The organism is Streptomyces incarnatus (assembly GCF_001027185.1).
In the GTDB taxonomy this organism is placed as follows: domain Bacteria; phylum Actinomycetota; class Actinomycetes; order Streptomycetales; family Streptomycetaceae; genus Streptomyces; species Streptomyces puniciscabiei.
Genome location: NZ_CP011497.1, coordinates 6,620,921 through 6,637,855, shown reverse-complemented (window position 1 = coordinate 6,637,855; position 16,935 = coordinate 6,620,921). Strand labels below are relative to the sequence as shown.

At 71.8% G+C, this 16,935-nt stretch carries 16 protein-coding genes; 9 read left to right on the top strand and 7 right to left on the bottom strand.

Features of this window, described 5'->3' with window-relative positions; translation table 11 throughout:
• From ABB07_RS30035 to ABB07_RS30025, 3 genes are all read left to right on the top strand, one after another.
• The coding region (locus ABB07_RS30035) for a sporulation protein (RefSeq protein ID WP_208901654.1) at positions 1–254 on the top strand (254 nt) is incomplete at its 5' end.
• A gap of 45 nt (positions 255–299) precedes the next feature.
• Positions 300–833, top strand: coding sequence for a YbhB/YbcL family Raf kinase inhibitor-like protein (locus tag ABB07_RS30030; RefSeq protein WP_208901653.1), 534 nt, complete (start codon positions 300–302; stop codon positions 831–833).
• Between the two features lie 174 nt (positions 834–1,007).
• A complete protein-coding gene (locus ABB07_RS30025) occupies positions 1,008–1,514 on the top strand; it encodes an HNH endonuclease (RefSeq protein ID WP_208901652.1) in 507 nt (168 codons plus the stop codon).
• Positions 1,515–1,627: 113 nt separating this feature from the next.
• On the opposite strand, the gene ABB07_RS30020 is transcribed toward ABB07_RS30025, so the two are convergent.
• The 3 genes from ABB07_RS30020 to ABB07_RS30010 all read right to left on the bottom strand — a co-directional run bounded on the left by ABB07_RS30020 (position 1,628) and on the right by ABB07_RS30010 (position 4,036).
• Positions 1,628–2,596: an SPFH domain-containing protein gene (locus ABB07_RS30020; RefSeq protein ID WP_208901651.1), complete on the bottom strand. Its 969-nt coding sequence runs from the start codon at positions 2,594–2,596 to the stop codon at positions 1,628–1,630.
• A 134-nt stretch (positions 2,597–2,730) separates the two neighbouring features.
• On the bottom strand, positions 2,731–3,162 hold the full coding sequence (locus tag ABB07_RS30015) for an NfeD family protein (protein ID WP_208901650.1): 432 nt from the start codon (positions 3,160–3,162) through the stop codon (positions 2,731–2,733).
• Between the two features lie 82 nt (positions 3,163–3,244).
• Positions 3,245–4,036 (bottom strand): ABC transporter ATP-binding protein, encoded by a 792-nt coding sequence (locus ABB07_RS30010; protein WP_208901649.1) that lies wholly within the window; start codon positions 4,034–4,036, stop codon positions 3,245–3,247.
• A 150-nt stretch (positions 4,037–4,186) separates the two neighbouring features.
• Between ABB07_RS30010 and ABB07_RS30005 the strand changes: the two genes are divergently transcribed.
• Positions 4,187–4,975 carry a hypothetical protein gene (locus ABB07_RS30005; protein ID WP_208901648.1) on the top strand — a complete coding sequence of 263 codons (789 nt, stop codon included), beginning with the start codon at positions 4,187–4,189 and terminating at the stop codon, positions 4,973–4,975.
• A 114-nt stretch (positions 4,976–5,089) separates the two neighbouring features.
• Here the strand turns inward: ABB07_RS30005 and chpE are convergent, their stop codons facing one another.
• The 3 genes from chpE to ABB07_RS29990 form a co-directional block, all read right to left on the bottom strand.
• Entirely contained in the window at positions 5,090–5,335 is a 246-nt protein-coding gene (chpE, locus tag ABB07_RS30000) for a chaplin ChpE (protein WP_208901647.1), read from the bottom strand.
• Between the two features lie 159 nt (positions 5,336–5,494).
• Entirely contained in the window at positions 5,495–6,136 is a 642-nt protein-coding gene (locus tag ABB07_RS29995) for a response regulator (RefSeq protein ID WP_208901646.1), read from the bottom strand.
• On the bottom strand, positions 6,129–7,274 hold the full coding sequence (locus ABB07_RS29990) for a GAF domain-containing sensor histidine kinase (RefSeq protein WP_208901645.1): 1,146 nt from the start codon (positions 7,272–7,274) through the stop codon (positions 6,129–6,131). Before ABB07_RS29990 ends, ABB07_RS29995 begins: the two co-directional genes overlap by 8 nt.
• A 254-nt stretch (positions 7,275–7,528) precedes the next feature.
• On the opposite strand from ABB07_RS29990, the gene ABB07_RS29985 reads away from it, so the two are divergent.
• From ABB07_RS29985 to ABB07_RS29975, 3 genes are all read left to right on the top strand, one after another.
• Positions 7,529–8,227 (top strand): SDR family NAD(P)-dependent oxidoreductase, encoded by a 699-nt coding sequence (locus tag ABB07_RS29985; protein ID WP_208901644.1) that lies wholly within the window; start codon positions 7,529–7,531, stop codon positions 8,225–8,227.
• Complete coding sequence (locus tag ABB07_RS29980; RefSeq protein ID WP_208901643.1) at positions 8,224–9,306, top strand: S-adenosylmethionine:tRNA ribosyltransferase-isomerase; 1,083 nt, start codon at positions 8,224–8,226, stop codon at positions 9,304–9,306. The genes ABB07_RS29985 and ABB07_RS29980 overlap by 4 nt, the downstream gene beginning before the upstream one ends.
• 300 nt (positions 9,307–9,606) lie before the next feature.
• Positions 9,607–10,350, top strand: coding sequence for a transglycosylase SLT domain-containing protein (locus ABB07_RS29975; RefSeq protein ID WP_208901642.1), 744 nt, complete (start codon positions 9,607–9,609; stop codon positions 10,348–10,350).
• Between the two features lie 84 nt (positions 10,351–10,434).
• Here the strand turns inward: ABB07_RS29975 and ABB07_RS29970 are convergent, their stop codons facing one another.
• Positions 10,435–13,032 carry an ABC transporter ATP-binding protein/permease gene (locus ABB07_RS29970; RefSeq protein WP_208901641.1) on the bottom strand — a complete coding sequence of 866 codons (2,598 nt, stop codon included), beginning with the start codon at positions 13,030–13,032 and terminating at the stop codon, positions 10,435–10,437.
• Between the two features lie 241 nt (positions 13,033–13,273).
• On the opposite strand from ABB07_RS29970, the gene ABB07_RS29965 reads away from it, so the two are divergent.
• Positions 13,274–15,373 (top strand): streptophobe family protein, encoded by a 2,100-nt coding sequence (locus ABB07_RS29965; protein ID WP_208901640.1) that lies wholly within the window; start codon positions 13,274–13,276, stop codon positions 15,371–15,373.
• Positions 15,374–15,663: 290 nt separating this feature from the next.
• Positions 15,664–16,887: a phosphoserine phosphatase SerB gene (gene serB, locus ABB07_RS29960; RefSeq protein ID WP_055710231.1), complete on the top strand. Its 1,224-nt coding sequence runs from the start codon at positions 15,664–15,666 to the stop codon at positions 16,885–16,887.
• The last annotated feature ends 48 nt before the right edge of the window (positions 16,888–16,935 follow it).

Sequence of the window (16,935 nt, the reverse complement as noted above, 5' to 3'; positions counted from 1 at the left end):
CGTTCTACCAGGAGATCGAGTTCCACCCGCCGTCGCAGTACCGGGGCCTGAACCAGGTCGAGCTGAGCTTCGTGGCCGACGAGCACGCGATGGACGTCGTACTGGAGATGGACAAAAAGCCGGGTCTGTTCAGCGAGGGTTCGGACACCTACCGGTCCTTCCAGGTGGGGCTGAACGACTGGCAGGGGACCGACTGGGCGGCTTATCTGAACCAGTGGCTGTCCGAAGTCGGCAGCAAGCGCAACTGGTTCTAGGCTCGGGAACTGCTGGTTCCAGATCATCGATCAGGAGGTACCGAGGTGACCGAGCTCAAGCGGCGGCCGCTCCCCCACGACTTCCATCCGCCGGTGCCGTCGTTCACGGTGACGAGCGACGATGTCACGGAGGGCGCGACGCTGAAGAGCGCTCAGGTCCATGCGGAGGGGAACACCTCGCCGCATCTGCGGTGGGAGGGCTTCCCGCCGGAGACCAAGAGCTTCGCCGTGACCTGCTACGACCCCGACGCGCCGACCGGCAGCGGGTTCTGGCACTGGGTCCTGTTCGACATCCCGGCCTCCGTGACGGAGCTGCCGGCGGGTGCGGGCGGCGGCAAGTTCGAGGGCCTGCCCGAAGGCGCGGTGCATGTGCGCAACGACTACGGGACGAAGGACTTCGGTGGTGCCGCGCCGCCGCCCGGGGACGGGCCGCACCGGTACGTCTTCACGGTGTACGCGGTCGACCAGGAGAAGCTCGGTCCGGATGCCGATGTCTCGCCCGCCGTCGTCGGCTTCAACCTGCGGTTCCACACGATCGCGCGGGCCCAGCTCATCGGTGAGTACGAGAACCCCGCGTAGGGCTGAGCGCGGCGCCGCGATTCAGCCGAGCGTTCATTGAACGTTTGCCCGCCCCCGGTCTTGGAAGTGATCGGGGGCGGGCATTTTTTATTGCGTTGTCCATCTCGGCGCGCCCGTCCAGAGTTGATCCAAGCCCGCCGGGGGGTGGGCAGGTGCACACGGGAGGTGGGCTGGATGCGGGACACGCTGGTGCTGAACGCGAGCTTCGAGCCGCTGTCGACGGTGACGCTGAATCGAGCCGTCGTTCTGGTGCTCCAGGACAAGGCCGTCGTCGAGCAGGCCCACCCCGAACTGCGGATGCGCGGTGCCGATGTGGACATACCCGCGCCCCGGGTGATCCGGCTGTGCCGGTACGTACGGGTGCCGTTCCGAAGACAGGCTCCGTGGTCGAGGCGGGGGGTGCTGGTCCGGGACCGGCACCGGTGCGCGTACTGCGGGCGCAGGGCGACGACCGTGGACCATGTGGTGCCGCGGGCGCAGGGTGGGCAGGACACGTGGCTGAACACGGTGGCCGCGTGTGCGGAGGACAATCACCGGAAGGCCGACCGGACTCCGGCTCAGGCCGGTATGGAGTTGCTGCGGGAGCCGTTCGAGCCGACGCCGGCGGATGCGATGCTCTTGGCTCTGGGCGCCGAGGAGTTCGAGGCGCTGCCTGACTGGTTGGCTCGGGACGCTGCCTGACCAATCGCCGTGGCGGGTTGTGACGTACGTCGGCCGCGGGTTGTTTGTGGTTGCTCGCGCAGTTCCCCGCGCCCCTTTCGGGGCGCGGCACAACCCGGCGTCGTAAAGAACCCTCAGTCGATGCTCGGCTTCTCGCGGCGTTCTGTGCTCGGGCCGTTGTTCTGGGCGGGGACGTTGGCTCCGCCGTTGCCCTGGCCTCCGCCGCCGAGGGGGCCGAAGTTGCCCATGGCGCCGGAGAGGCCCTTGAGGGCGTCGCCGATTTCGCTGGGGACGATCCAGAGCTTGTTGGCGTCGCCCTCGGCGATCTTCGGGAGCATCTGCAGGTACTGGTAGGACAGGAGCTTCTGGTCGGGGTCGCCGGCGTGGATGGCCTCGAAGACCGTGCGGACCGCCTGGGCCTCGCCCTCGGCGCGCAGGGCGGCGGCCTTGGCCTCACCTTCCGCGCGCAGGATCTGGGACTGCTTCTCGCCCTCGGCGGTGAGGATGGCGGCCTGGCGCGTACCTTCGGCGGTGAGGATCGCGGCGCGCTTGTCACGGTCGGCGCGCATCTGCTTCTCCATCGAGTCCTGAATGGAGGTGGGCGGTTCGATGGCCTTCAGCTCGACCCGGTTGACCCGGATGCCCCATTTGCCCGTTGCCTCGTCGAGGACGCCGCGCAGGGCGGCGTTGATCTCCTCGCGGGAGGTCAGGGTGCGTTCGAGGTCCATGCCGCCGATGATGTTGCGGAGCGTGGTGACGGTCAGCTGCTCGATGGCCTGGATGTAGCTGGCGACCTCGTAGGTGGCCGCGCGGGCGTCCGTCACCTGGTAGTAGATGACCGTGTCGATGTTGACGACCAGGTTGTCCTGGGTGATCACCGGCTGCGGCGGGAACGGTACGACCTGTTCGCGCAGGTCGATGCGGTTGCGGATGGTGTCGATGAACGGGACCACGATGTTCAGGCCCGCGTTCAGGGTGCGTGTGTAGCGGCCGAAGCGCTCGACGATGGCGGCGCTGGCCTGTGGGATGACCTGGATGGTCTTGATCAGGGCGATGAAGACCAACACCACCAGAATGACCAGGACGATGATGACCGGTTCCATCGTGTTCCCCGTACCCCTCTCCGCCTCGGCGCCTTCGGCAGATCTCGTGGTTGCAGAAGATCTTGCTGGTCGAGTCTGACAGACCGTCGCCCAACTCGTGGGCCGGATGCCTCAGATGAAGGAGGCCCGATGCCTCAGATGACGAGGGCGGTGGCCCCTTCGATGTCCACGACGTCCACCTCCTGGCCCACCTCGTAGGCGCGTCCGGTGTCGAGGGCGCGGGCCGACCAGATCTCTCCGGCGAGCTTGATGCGCCCGCCGGAGCCGTCGACGCGTTCCAGGACGACGGCCTGCTTGCCCTTCAAGGCGTCGATACCGGTGGCGAGTTGGGGGCGTTGTCTGCCGTGCCGGGCCGCGATGGGGCGGACGACGGCGATGAGCGCGACGGAGACGAGCACGAACGCGAGGACCTGGATCACCCCGTCGAAGCCGAGGGCGGCGGCCACGGCGGCCGCGACGGCTCCGACCGCGAGCATGCCGAACTCCGGCATGGCGGTGACCACGAGCGGGATTCCGAGCGCCGCCGCGCCGACGAGCCACCACACCCATGCGTCGATGTCGTTCACATGGTCATGGTAGGGCCGGGGTCGGGCGGCGGACAGGGCGCGAAAGGGAGCGGGACGGGACTCGGACCGCCTCGGTGAGGGGTCAGGACAGGGGCAGGCCCTGAGCCGTCCAGCGGTCGCCGACCTGCTCGACGACGAGCGGCAGGCCGAAGCAGAGGGAAAGGTTGCGGGAGGACAGTTCCAGCTCGATCGGGCCGGCGGCGAGGACCTTGCCCTGGCGGATCATCAGGACGTGGGTGAAGCCGGGGGCGATCTCCTCGACGTGGTGCGTGACCATGATCATCGAGGGGGCGATGGGGTCGCGGGCGAGCCGGCCGAGGCGGCGGACCAGGTCCTCGCGGCCACCGAGGTCGAGGCCGGCGGCGGGCTCGTCCAGCAGGAGCAGCTCGGGGTCGGTCATCAGGGCGCGGGCGATGAGGGTGCGCTTGCGCTCGCCCTCGGAGAGGGTGCCGAAGCGGCGGTCGAGGTAGTCGCTCATGCCGAGGCGGTCGAGGAAGGCGCGGGCGCGCTGCTCGTCGACCTCGTCGTACTCCTCCTGCCAATGGGCGGTCATGCCATAGGCGGCCGTGAGGACCGTCTCCAGGACCGTCTGGCGCTTGGGGAGCTTCTCGGCCATGGCGATGCCGGCCACGCCGATGCGGGGGCGCAGCTCGAAGACGTCGACCTTGCCGAGGGTGTCGCCGAGGATGGTGGCGGTGCCCTTGCTGGGGAAGAGGTAGCTGGAGGCGACGTTCAGGAGGGTGGTCTTGCCGGCGCCGTTGGGGCCGAGGATGACCCAGCGCTCGCCCTCCTTCACCGACCAGGAGACCTGGTCCACCAGAGCCCGGCCCTCGCGGACCACGGATACGTCCTGAAGCTCCAGAACATCGCTCATGAGCGCGTTGTCTCCCCTTGCAGTGTGGCCGGTCTCGGCTGTCGCGTACGCCTGTGGCTCGGTCCGCCGCGCCGGTGGGCGCAGCCCTTATGAAATCTACGCCACGAGTGCCCCGCCCCATTCCATCGGTCCGGTCCTTAGGGTGGGGGCATGCTCTCGGAACCGCGTTCAGGACGCCTCGCCGCTTGGGGAAATGCCCTTTTGGCCGGACTTGTCTCTCCGGATGACGCCGCGCTCGCCATCGTGGGCGAGGACACCGTGCACCGGGTGGAGGGGCTGCCCGGGGAGTCCGCGCAGGTCGGGCTCACGCTCGCGCTGGGGCGGCTGCGGACGCTGGGGGCGACCGGGCTGCGGGTCGCGCTGCCGGCGCCGGGGCATCCGCTGGGGCTGAGCGGTCCGCCCGAGTTCAATGCGCGGGCGCTGGAGGCGGAGGAGGCGGTGGTCTGCCACGGCGCCGCGTTCGGGCTGGTGCCGCAGGTGTACGAGGCCGGGCCCGAGGGTGATGTACATGCCGAGGTCGTCTGGCAGGTGCTGCCGGTCCGGGAGGCGCCGCCCGCCGACGTGCCCTCGCTGGGTGAGGCCGAGCGGGAGCTCGCGGAGGCGCTGCGCGAGGCGACCGAGGTGCTGTCGAAGCTGGACGTCGCCGGGTCGGGCCCGGTGGCGGAGGCGGCGATCGACGCGTACCGGGCGCGGGCCGAGCAGGGGCGGGAGGTGCTGGCGCCCGGGTATCCGTCGCGCGCGGTGAGGGTGCTGGAGCTGGCGCAGCGGATCGCGCTGCTGGTGTCGCTGGCGTACGGCAACGGGCACGGCGGTGCGGTGAGCTCCTCGGAGATGGCCGCACGGGCGGAGGCGCTGCGGCCCGTGGAGCGCACGGCCCGGCGGGCGCAGGTGGCGGCGTACAACTCCATCGTGGAGGAGCGGGAGCGCGGAGCCCGGTAACCGTCCGACCGGGACGACCGCGGTCGGAGCGGCCGGAGGGGGAGGGGGTTTGACGACAAGGCCCAGGCCCCCCGGTGGGCACCGGGGGGCCTGTTGGTCGCTGTCGGCCGGACCTCAGTGGTTGACGCCGAGGTTGCCGAAGGCCGGGTTCAGTACGCCGATCACGCTCACGCTGTTGCCGACCGCGTTCACCGGGATGTGCACCGGGGCCTGGACGACGTTGCCCGAGATGACGCCCGGGGAGCCCTGGGCGTCGCCGTAGGCGTGGGCGCCCTCCGTGGCGGAGGCCATCCCCGCGCCGGCCGCCATCAGGCCACCGGCCACCATCGTCACGGCCGCGGCCTTCTTCAGATTCTTCACTTTCCAACCCCTCCTAGACGTTCACCGCCGCGGTTCGCCGCGGCACGCACTGGAGAACGGCGGAGATCGCTGGAGGATGCGCCGTCCGGGTGACATTCCCACGACGGTATGAATCTCAGCCTGGGTTGTTGCCGTGGGTGAGGCCTTGGGGAGGGCGTGTCAGCCGGTCACGCCATGGCGTACGGCCCAGAGCGCGGCCTGGGTGCGGTCGGCGAGGTCGAGTTTCATCAGGATGTTGGAGACATGCGTCTTGACGGTCTTCTCGGACAGCACGAGGGCGCGGGCGATCTCGCGGTTGGAGCGGCCGTCCGCGATCAGGCCGAGCACCTCGCGCTCCCGGTCGGTGAGCGAACCTCCCCTGCTCTGGCCGGAGTTGGCCTCCTCCTGGGAGAGCAGGGCGCCGGCGACCTCGGGCTGGAGCAGGATGTGGCCGGCGTGCACGGAGCGGATGGCGCCGGCGAGGGCGTCGGGGTCCACGTCCTTGTAGACGTATCCGGCGGCGCCCGCGCGCAGGGCCGGTACGACCGTGCGCTGCTCGGTGAAGCTGGTGACGATGAGCACGCGCGCGGGGTTGTCGAGTCCGCGCAGCCGGCGCAGTGCCTCGACGCCGTCCATGCCCGGCATCTTGACGTCCATCAGGACGACGTCCGGGCGCAGTTCCTCGGCGCGGGCGACGCCCTCGGCGCCGTCGGCGGCCTCGCCGACGACCTCGATGTCGTCCTGTACCTCCAGGAAGGTGCGCAGGCCCCGGCGGACCACCTGGTGGTCGTCGACCAGCAGCACCCTGATCGCGTCAGCCACCGGGGACCTCCATCTCGATCGTGGTGCCCTTGCCGGGCACCGACTCCACGGTCAGCGTGCCGCCGACCCCGCTCGCGCGGTCCCGCATCGAGACCAGGCCCAGATGCCGTCCGGCGCGGCGGACCGCCTTCGGGTCGAAGCCGCTGCCGTCGTCGGTGACGCGCAGCACGGCTCCGCAGCCGCGCCGCTCCACGCTGACGTCGACGTGGTCGGCACCGGAGTGGCGCAGGGCGTTGTGCAGTGCCTCCTGGGCGACCCTGAGCAGGGCTTCCTCCTGGGCTGCGGGCAGGGCGCGGAAGCCGCCACTGGTGAAGGTCACGCGCGCGGTGTGGGCGCGGTCGAGGACCTGGGTCTGGGTGCGCAGGGTGGCGATCAGGCCGTCCTCGTCCAGCGCGGCGGGGCGCAACTCCACGACGGCGGCGCGCAGTTCGTCGGCGGCCTCGGCGGCGAGCGCGGCGACCTGGTGCAGTTCGCCCTTGGCGCGGGCGGGGTCGCGGTCGACGAGCGCCGCCGCGGCCTGGGCGGTCAGGCGCAGGGAGAAGAGCTTCTGACTGACCGCGTCGTGCAGTTCGTGGGCGAGGCGGGAGCGCTCCTCGGCGATGGTGAGTTCGCGGCTGCGCTCGTACAGGCGGGCGTTGGTGAGGGCGATCGCGGCGTGCTGGGCGAGGATGCCGAGCAACGCCTCGTCCTCCTCGGTGAAGCCGCAGCTCCCCTCCCGTTTCGGGCAGTTCTTGTTCGCGAGGAACAGTGCGCCGATGACCTCGTCGCCGTCGCGGATGGGCAGGCCCAGGAAGTCGGCCAGCTCGGGGTGTGCGGACGGCCAGCCCTCGAAGCGGGGGTCCTTGCGCACGTCGGCGAGCCGCTCGGGGCGGGCCTCGTGCAGCATCGCGGCGAGGATGCCGTGCTGGCGGGGCAGCGGGCCGATGGCCTTCCACTGGGCGTCGCTGACGCCGTCGACGACGAACTGGGCGAAGCCGCCGTGGTCGTCCGGGACGCCGAGGGCGGCGTACTGCGCGTCCAGCAGCTCGCGGGCGGAGGCGACGATCGTCTTCAGGACGTCGCGCACCTCCAGGTGCCTGCTCATGGCCAGCAGCGCGGAGCTGACCGCTGCGAGGCCGGACCGGGGGCCTTGACTCATGTCCTCACGGTACCGGCGGGGTAGGACAAGCGGATCGGCCCGGTGACGGCGGGGCCCGGTCCGCTGGTCCTAGGGCCGTCGGCGTAGGTCCCCGGGCGCCGGGCGATCGGTGTAGGCCCCGGGGCCCCGGGCGTGCGGTCTAGGCCGAAGGACCCCTCCGGTTTGCGGCCCGCGTCCGAGGCGGCCGGGTCGGTGCCGTTCCTAGGTTGTGGTCACCGCCCGACGGGGGCGGTGACGACGAGGGGACGGTAGTCATGCCGGTGGCGATCATCACGGGGGCCTCGAAGGGCCTGGGGCGGGCGCTGGCGGAGGCACTCGCCACGCGGGGCTGGGACCTGGTGCTGGATGCCCGGGGCGCCGGGGCCCTCAAGGAGGCCGCGGAGAGCGTCGCCGGGCACGGCTCGCGCGTGGCGGTGCTCGCCGGGGACGTGACGGACGCGGGGCACCGGGCGGAGCTGGTGGCCGCGGCCCGTACGCTCGGCGGGGTCGATCTGGTGGTGAACAACGCGGGGATCCTGGGGGCCGAGCCCCTGGTGCCGCTCGGTGCCCAGTCGCTGGACGGCTTCCGGGCCGCGCTGGAGACCAATGTGGTGGCTCCGCTGGGCCTGCTGCACGAGGCGCTGCCGCTGCTGCGGGAGGCCCCGGCGGGTGCGGTGATCAACGTGAGCTCGGACGCGGCGGTGGAGGCCTACCGCACATGGGGCGCGTACGGGGCGACGAAGGCGGCGGTGGACCAGCTCTCGGCGGTGCTGGCGGTGGAGGAGCTGGAGCTGCGGGTCTGGTGGGTCGATCCGGGCGGGATGCGCACGGACATGCTGGCCGCCGCCGAACCCGGGGAGGATCTGTCGGAGACGCCGGCGCCGGAGGAGATCGCTCCCGCTTTCGTGCGGCTGCTGGACCGCCGCCCGCCGAGCGGCCGGTACACGGCGGCGGCGCTGCTGGAGGCGCTGTGACCGTCCTCGTGCGGGTCCCTCCGGAGCTGTCCGCGCGCGTGCCCGTCGAGCAGCGGGCTCCGGGGCTGGACCGGGACGCCGTACGGATGCTGGTGTCGCGCGGCACGGAGGTGACGCACCACGGGTTCCGGGAGCTGCCGCGGCTGCTGCGGGCCGGGGACCTGCTGGTGGTGAACACCTCGCCCACGCTGGCCGCCGCGGTGGACGGGCGGATCGGGCACGCGCGCGTGGTGGTGCATTTCTCCACGCGCGGGGACGACGGCCGGTGGGCGGTGGAGCTGCGCGAACCGGACGGGCGGGGTACCACGCGCGCGCGTACGGGTACGCGTGCGGGTACGGAGGTGGTGCTGCCGGGCACGGGGCGGCTGGTAGTGGAGGAGCCGCTGAGCCCGCGCGGGGAGCGGCTCCGGTGGGCCCGGGCGGAAGGGGACGTGCTCGCGATGCTGCGCGTGCACGGGCGGCCCATTCGCTACTCCTATACGGAGCGGGACCAGCCGCTGTCGGTGTACCAGACGGTGTTCGCGCTGCCGCAGCCGGACGGGGCGGGCAGTGCGGAGATGCCGAGCGCGGCGCGCCCCTTCACCGCGCCCCTGGTGGCGGAGCTGGTGAGCCGGGGTGTGCAGTTCGCGCCGGTCACGCTGCACACGGGGGTGGCGTCGGCGGAGGCGCACGAGCCGCCGTACCCGGAGCGGTTCTCGGTGCCGGAGGCGTCGGCGCGGCAGGTCAACGCGGCGAAGGCGGGCGGCCGGCGGGTGATCGCCGTCGGGACGACGGCCGTGCGGGCGGTGGAGTCGGCGGCCGGGCCGGACGGGGTGGTGCGGGCGGCCGAGGGGTGGACGGACCTGGTCGTGACGCCCGAGCGCGGCGTGCGGGTGGTGGACGGGCTGCTGACCGGGCTGCACGAGCCGGAGGCCTCGCATCTGCTGATGCTGCGGGCGGTCGCGGGGCGGGCCGCGGTCGGCCGTGCCTATGAGGAGGCGCTCCGGGGGCTCTACCTGTGGCACGAGTTCGGCGACGTGCATCTCATCCTGCCGGAGGAAGGCACTCACACAGAGCGTTGCGACGGCAACTCATGGTGAGACTGTTACGTCGTCGATGTGAGCCCGCGCATAGGGCCCACATCACGTACGAACAGGCATAGGAGATAAACCATCCCCACATGAACGGGACAGACGGCCTAGTCTGTCCCGTTTTGCCCTTCTGGGATCCACTACCGAGGATCGTACGTCACACCTTTGCCTGGGCATTTTGCGCCAGCTAAGAATTGCTCCCGTCGCTCAGCGCCGTGGGTCACCGGCCCGCGGCGTTCGTGTGGGAGGAGCCGATTCCCCCGGCGGACGCAGGAGCGACCTCCGCGCTATCGAAGAGGTCCATCAGCCATGCCCAAGAACATCCTCAACCGTGCTCATAGTGCCCTGACCAAGCAGCACAAGATCGCCGTCGCCGGCGTCGCCTGCCTCGGCACCGCCGCCATCGCCCTCTCGGCCGTTCCCAGCAACGCCGACACCGTCACCACCGGCTCCCCCGCCACGGCCGCACAGGTCGCCGGCGGCACGGCGCTGAAGAACGTCAAGGGCACGGTCACCGACCAGCTCGCCACCGAGACGGTCAAGCTGGACACGTTCGCCGCGCAGAAGAAGGCCGCCGCCCAGGCCGCCGCCGCCAAGCAGCACGCCGAGGCCGCGAAGAAGGCCGCGGCCCAGGCCGCCGCCAAGAAGGCCGCGCAGGACCGCGCCGCCAAGGAGGCCGCGAGCCGCTCCACCCAGCGGATCGACATGCAGCCGGTCGCCGCGAAGACGTACGCCAACAACCTGGACGGCTGGATCCGCCACTCGCTGGACATCATGCGCTCCAAGGGCATCCCCGGCAGCTACAGCGGTCTCTACCGCAACATCATGCGGGAGTCCTCGGGCAACCCGATGGCCATCAACAACTGGGACATCAACGCCGTCAACGGCATCCCGTCCAAGGGCCTGCTGCAGGTGATCCAGCCCACCTTCAACGCCTACCACGTGCCCGGTACGTCGTGGAACATCTACGACCCGGTCGCCAACATCACCGCCGCCTGCAACTACGCGGCCCACCGGTACGGCTCGATGGACAACGTCAACAGCGCGTACTGAGGCCTGGCGCGGACCTCAGCGACGTGACGCCGAAGGGCGGCACCCCCTCCACGGGGTGCCGCCCTTCGTGTCGTACCGGCGCGGTTACTTGCGCATGACCTCCGGTTCGTGGCGGCGCAGGAAGCGGGCCACGACGAAGCCGCAGAGCACGCCCAGCCCCAGCAGCACGCCCATGTCGGCGACCCAGTGGCCGAGCGTGTGGTCCCACAGCGGGTCCGGGTTGGCCGGGTCCCAGGGCAGCAGCACGTTCAGCTGGGCCGTGGCGCCCGCCGCGGACACCGCCCAGCGGGCGGGCATCAGCCAGGAGATCTGATCGACGCCGACCTTGCCGTGCAGCTGGAAGAGGCAGCCGGTGAAGACGACCTGGACGATCGCGAACATCACCAGCAGCGGCATGGTCTTCTCGGCGGTCTTCACCAGCGAGGAGATGATCAGGCCGATCATCATCGAGGTGAAGCCGAGCGCCATGATCGGCAGGGTGAGCTCCAGGACCGGCGAGTTCTTCAGCAGCAGGCCCTCCTGCGGCACCTTGTCGCCGCGGAAGAGCAGGCCGATCGCGCCGATGATGCCGCCCTGCAGCATCGTGATCGCGCCGAGCACGATCACCTTGGACATCAGGTACGCCGAGCGGGACAGGCCGGTGGCCCGCTCCCGTTCGTAGATGACGCGCTCCTTGATCAGCTCACGCACGGAGTTCGCGGCGCCGGCGAAGCAGGCGCCCACGGCGAGGATGAGCAGGATCGTGCTGCCGTCCCGGTTGGTGAAGTGGGTCTTCGCGGGGCCGAGACCGAGACCGTACTCGGCCGGGATCAGCGTGCTCACCACGCCGAGCACGGCCGGCAGCAGGAACATCAGGGCGATGAAGCCGCGGTCGGAGGCGATCACCGAGGCGTAGCGGCGGATCAGGGTGACCAGCTGCGAACCCCAGCCCTGCGGCTTGGGCGGCTTGATCGGCTGCATGGGGTGCGTCGGTACGGACTGCGGCGCGACGGCGTCGATGTCCGCGGCGTACATCTGGTAGTGCTGCGAGCCCTTCCAGCGGCCCGCCCAGTCGTAGTCGCGGTAGTTCTCGAAGGCGGAGAAGACGTCGGCCCAGCTGTCGTAGCCGAAGAAGTTCAGCGCCTCCTCCGGCGGACCGAAGTAGGCGACCGCGCCGCCCGGCGCCATCACCAGCAGCTTGTCGCACAGCGCCAGCTCGGCCACCGAATGGGTGACCACGAGGACGGTACGGCCGTCGTCGGCGAGGCCGCGCAGCAGCTGCATGACGTCGCGGTCCATACCCGGGTCGAGGCCCGAGGTCGGCTCGTCCAGGAAGATCAGCGAGGGCTTGGTCAGCAGCTCCAGGGCCACCGAGACACGCTTGCGCTGGCCGCCGGACAGGGAGGTGACCTTCTTGTCCTTGTGGATGTCGAGCTTGAGCTCGCGCAGCACCTCGTCGATGCGGGCGTCACGTTCCTGCGCGGTGGTGTCGGCCGGGAAGCGCAGCTTGGCCGCGTACTTCAGGGCCTTCTTGACGGTCAGCTCCTTGTGCAGGATGTCGTCCTGCGGGACCAGACCGATGCGCTGGCGCAGCTCGGCGAACTGCTTGTACAGGTTGCGGTTGTCGTACAGCACCTCGCCCTGGTTGGCGGGCCGGTAGCCGGTGAGCGCCTTGAGCAGGGTCGACTTGCCGGAGCCGGACGGGCCGATGACGGCGATCAGGGACTTCTCCGGGACGCCGAAGGAGACGTCCTTCAGGATCTGCTTGCCGCCGTCGACCGTGACGGTCAGATGGCGCGCGGAGAACGAGACCTCACCGGTGTCGACGAACTCCTCGAGCCGGTCACCGACGATCCGGAACGTGGAGTGGCCGACGCCGACGATGTCGGCCGGGCCCAGCTGCACCGAGCCGCCCTTGGGGATCGGCTGGCCGTTGACGTAGGTGCCGTTGTGCGAGCCGAGGTCGCGGATCTCCAGCCGGCCGTCCGGCGTGGCGTGGAACTCGGCGTGGTGCCGGGAGACCTGCAGGTCCGAGACGACCAGGTCGTTCTCCAGCGCACGGCCGATGCGCATCACCCGGCCGACGGCGAACTGGTGGAACGTGGTCGGGCTGCGGTCGCCGTAGACCGGCGGCGCCCCCGCACCACCACCGGGTGTCTCTTGCGCGTACTGGTCCGCGGGACCCGCCTGCTGCTGCGGGAACGCGGGCGCCTGCTGCTGCCAGCCCGGCTGGGGGGCCTGCTGCTGCGCGACCGCCTGGTGCGGTACGGCCTGCTGCGGGGCCGGTGCCTGCTGGGCCTGCGGCGGTGCGGCGGCCTGCCCCGCGGCGGGTGCCTGCTGCGGGGCCTGCTGGGCCCAGCCCGGCGCCCCGGCGCCCCGCGCCGCGTACGGCGCCGGCTGCTGACCGGCCGCGGCACCCGACAGGTTCAGCCGCGGTCCGTCGGTCGCGTTGCCGAGGTGCAGCGACGCCCCCGGCCCGATCTCCAACTGCTGGATCCGCCGGCCCTGCACGAATGTGCCGTTGGTGCTGCCATGGTCCTCGATGACCCAACTGCGGCCGTTGAAGCTGACCGTGGCGTGCCGCCAGGACACCCTGGCGTCGTCGAAGACGATGTCACCCTGCGGATCGCGCCCGAGGGTGTAGGGCCTGGACGGGTCGAGCGTCCAGGTCCGTCCGTTTGATTCCAGTACGAGTTCCGGCACTCCATGCCCCACTGAGTTGTCCCCCGAATTACCCCCATCACAGGGAGTCTAGGGATGTCGAACATCGGGGGGAACTATTTCAGGCCCGGCCCGCTGACCGAAACCCGGGCCTTGTCAACGGGCGCCCGCGCGCGCTTCAACTCACCCCGTTGACGGGGTTGAAACCGGGCCGGAGAGTGGTAATCCCGGCGAGGGGGACAAGCGTGGCTCCGGTGCCGCGCCGCCGATCGGGGGGTCTGCCATGAGGTCTGACACGAGTGCCGAGGCCGCGCGGCGCGCCACGGCGGTGCCCTGGAAGGAGGTTGTGCTGTCCGCGATCACCGCGGTGAGCTGGGCGTTGATCGGGATGGCGGCTACGGCCGCGCTGGGCCTGCACCTTCTGAAGGCGGACTCGGCGGGCGCACTGGGTCCCATGACGGCGGCCGTTGTGGCCCTCGGGGCGGGTGGTTCGGTCCAGCCGTCGGGCGATGTGTCCGTGTTCGGGCTGAAAGGCGCCGAGGCCCACACCGCCATCGACATCACGCCACTCGGGGTGAGCCTCGCCGGTGCCCTGCTGCTGTCGTGGTTCTTCCTGCGGTCCTTGCGTACGGCGGGAGTTGTGATCGCCCCCGCCGAACTCCTCGCCCGCGCGGGCACGATGGTCGCGCTCTTCGTCGCGCTGCTCGGTGGACTCGCCTGGGCCGGCCACGACATCGTCACGATCGACGGCGGCTCGCTCGGGCTGGACAAGCTGCCGGGCGCGGGCGGCGGGGGAGGCGGCGGACTGAGCATCCCCGGCCTCGGCGACGTGGGCGGACTGCTGCCGGACCGGATCGGCGGCCTCGTCCATGCCAGGGCGGCGGTCGGCTTCACCGTGGACCCGGCGGCCACGCTGTCCGGCGGCGCGCTCTGGTGTGCCGGCGTCCTGCTGATCGCCCTGCTCGCCTCCCGGCGCGCTCCCCTGCCACCGGGCTGGTCCGCCGTGCACCGGGTGGTACGGCCGGCGGTCTCGGCCCTCGTCACCGCGCTGCTGGTGACCGTGGCGGCGGGGCTCGCGGCCGCGGCGTACGCGGCGCTCGGCGACGACCGTCCCGGGCGGATCGCCGGCGCGGCCCTGCTCGGCGCGCCGAACGGGGTCTGGCTCGGCCTCCCCCTCGGTCTCTTCGTCCCCTGGGACGGCCACGCCTCGGGCGTACTCGGCCGGTCCCTCCCCCATCCGCTGGACCAGCTCCTCGGTGCGCACACCGATCAGCCCGTGACGCTGGGCCGGCTGGCCGGCCTCGACGGCCGCGTGTGGCTGCTGGCCGTGGCCGCGGCCCTTGCGATGCTGCTGGCCGGTGTCCTGACGGCCGCCCGCACACCGGTCGTACGGCACGCCGACAGCGCCCTGACGTTCGCCGTCCGGTGCGGGCTGCGCCTCGCCGTCACCACCGCGCTCGCCCTTCCCCTGCTCGCCTGGCTGACGGCCGTGTCCCTCACCGCCTCCCTCTCCGTCCTCGGCTTCGACGCCTTCGGCGCGGGCCTCGACCTGCACGGCCACCTCGGCCCGGCCCTGCTGCTCGGCGCCGCGTGGGGCGCGGGCGCCGGCGCGATCGGCGCGCTGACGGCCTGGGCGACCGGGGCGGCGGGGGCACGAGCGGCTTGGGCGGCTCGGGGGGCTCGGGGGACGCCGGGGATCGCGGCGGGCGGGGGTGCCGGTGACGGCGGGGGGTACGGCGGTGGCGGCGGACGTCCGGGGTACGGGGGCGGCGGCGGTGTCGAGGTGGAGGAGGTCGGGTATGGGGGCGCCGGGGGCGGTCAGGCCGGGTCGGTCGGGTACGGGGGCGCCAGCGGCGGTCAGGCCGAGTCGGTCGGCTACGGGGGCGCCAGCGGCGGTCAGGCCGAGTCGGTCGGCTACGGGGGCGCCGACGGCGGTGGGGCCGAGTCGGTCGGGTACGGGGGTGCCGGCGGTGGTGGGGCCGAGGGCTTGAGGTACAGGGGTGCGGCCGGGTCCGCTCCGTACGGGGGTCCCGGTGCCGGGGGCCCGGGGCCGGGCGGCGGTGTCGGGCCGTATGCGCCGGGCACGCCGTACCGGCCGCCGAACCCGGACACGAATCCGTATCTCCGGGTGCCGGAGGATGTCCAGGGGCCGCAGGACCCGGGCGAGGAGGCGCCGGGTGCCGGGCCGCCGGGCGCCGGGGACGACATGTACGGCGCTCCGACCGTCGCCCGGCCGCTCGACGCCGCTCCCCCTCCCGCCCGGCGCCGTCCCACGGCGCGGCGAGGTGATCGCCCGCAGGGGGCGGACAGCACCGAATGGCCACCGCCACCCCCTCCGCCGCCACCCCCGGCACCACCGGGGAAGCCGAAGCGCCACGGGTGAGTCGGCCGAGTCCCGTCCCGCCGCTCCCGCTGCTACCAGCCCTACGTCCCGCTCCCACGTGCCCCGGCCGCCCCAGCTCCGGGCTCGTCTGCATCCCGGGTGACCGCTGCCCCTGCCCGGACGGGCATCTCGTGGCACAGTCGTGGTGGAGCCGGGGAACGCCGTGGGCGAGCGGGCGGTGTCCTCCCGGTGGCAAGATCCCTGACACCGGCGGGACATCCATTGTTCCGTGTCCGTCAGTCGGACCTCGGCGGCGGACGGCACTGGGTGCCGGATACGGTGGTGACACCATGAGCGCTTCGCAGACCTCCGCTTCACAGACCCCCGAGGTCCCCACCCTCCTCGTCAAGATCTTCGGCAAGGACCGGCCGGGCATCACGGCGGGCCTCTTCGACACCCTCGCCGCCTACCTCGTCGACGTGGTCGACATCGAGCAGGTCGTCACCCGGGGTCGCCTGGTGCTGTGCGCGCTGGTGACGCAGCCGCCGGCCGGCCTGGAGGGTGATCTGAGGGCCACCGTGCACAGCTGGGCCGAGTCGATGAAGATGCAGGCGGAGATCATCTCGGGGCACGGCGACAACCGGCCGCGCGGCCTCGGGCGTTCGCTGGTGACGGTCCTCGGCCACCCGCTGACCGCCGAGTCGACGGCCGCCATCGCCGACCGGATCGCGAAGGCCGGCGGCAACATCGACCGCATCTTCCGGCTCGCCAAGTACCCGGTGACGGCAGTGGAGTTCGCGGTCTCCGGCGTGGAGACCGAGCCGCTGCGCACGGCCCTGGTCACGGACGCGGCGGCACTGGGTGTCGATGTCGCGGTCGTCGCGGCGGGCCTGCACCGGCGCGCCCAGCGCCTGGTGGTCATGGACGTGGACTCCACGCTGATCCAGGACGAGGTCATCGAGCTGTTCGCGGCACACGCCGGCTGCGAGGACAAGGTCGCCGAGGTGACGGCGGCGGCGATGCGCGGGGAGCTGGACTTCGAGCAGTCGCTGCACGCACGCGTGGCGCTGTTGAAGGGCCTGGACGCCTCCGTGGTGGAGAAGGTGCGCGAGGAGGTCCGGCTGACGCCGGGCGCCCGCACCCTGATCCGCACGCTGAAGCGGCTCGGTTACCAGGTCGGGGTCGTCTCCGGTGGCTTCACCCAGGTGACGGACGACCTGAAGGAACGGTTGGGCCTGGACTTCGCGCAGGCCAACACGCTGGAGATCGTCGACGGCAGGCTCACCGGCCGGGTCACCGGCGAGATCGTGGACCGCGCGGGCAAGGCGCGGCTGCTGCGCCGGTTCGCCGCGGAGGCCGGGGTGCCGCTGTCGCAGACGGTGGCGATCGGTGACGGCGCCAACGACCTGGACATGCTGAACGCGGCCGGTCTGGGCGTCGCCTTCAACGCCAAGCCGGTGGTCCGCGAGGCGGCGCACACGGCGGTGAACTTCCCCTTCCTCGACACGGTCCTGTATCTGCTGGGCGTCACCCGCGAAGAGGTCGAGGCGGCGGACACGCACGACGAGGGCTGAACCGGTCCGGATGTGTGAGGGCCCGGCACCGGGGCGGTGCCGGGCCCT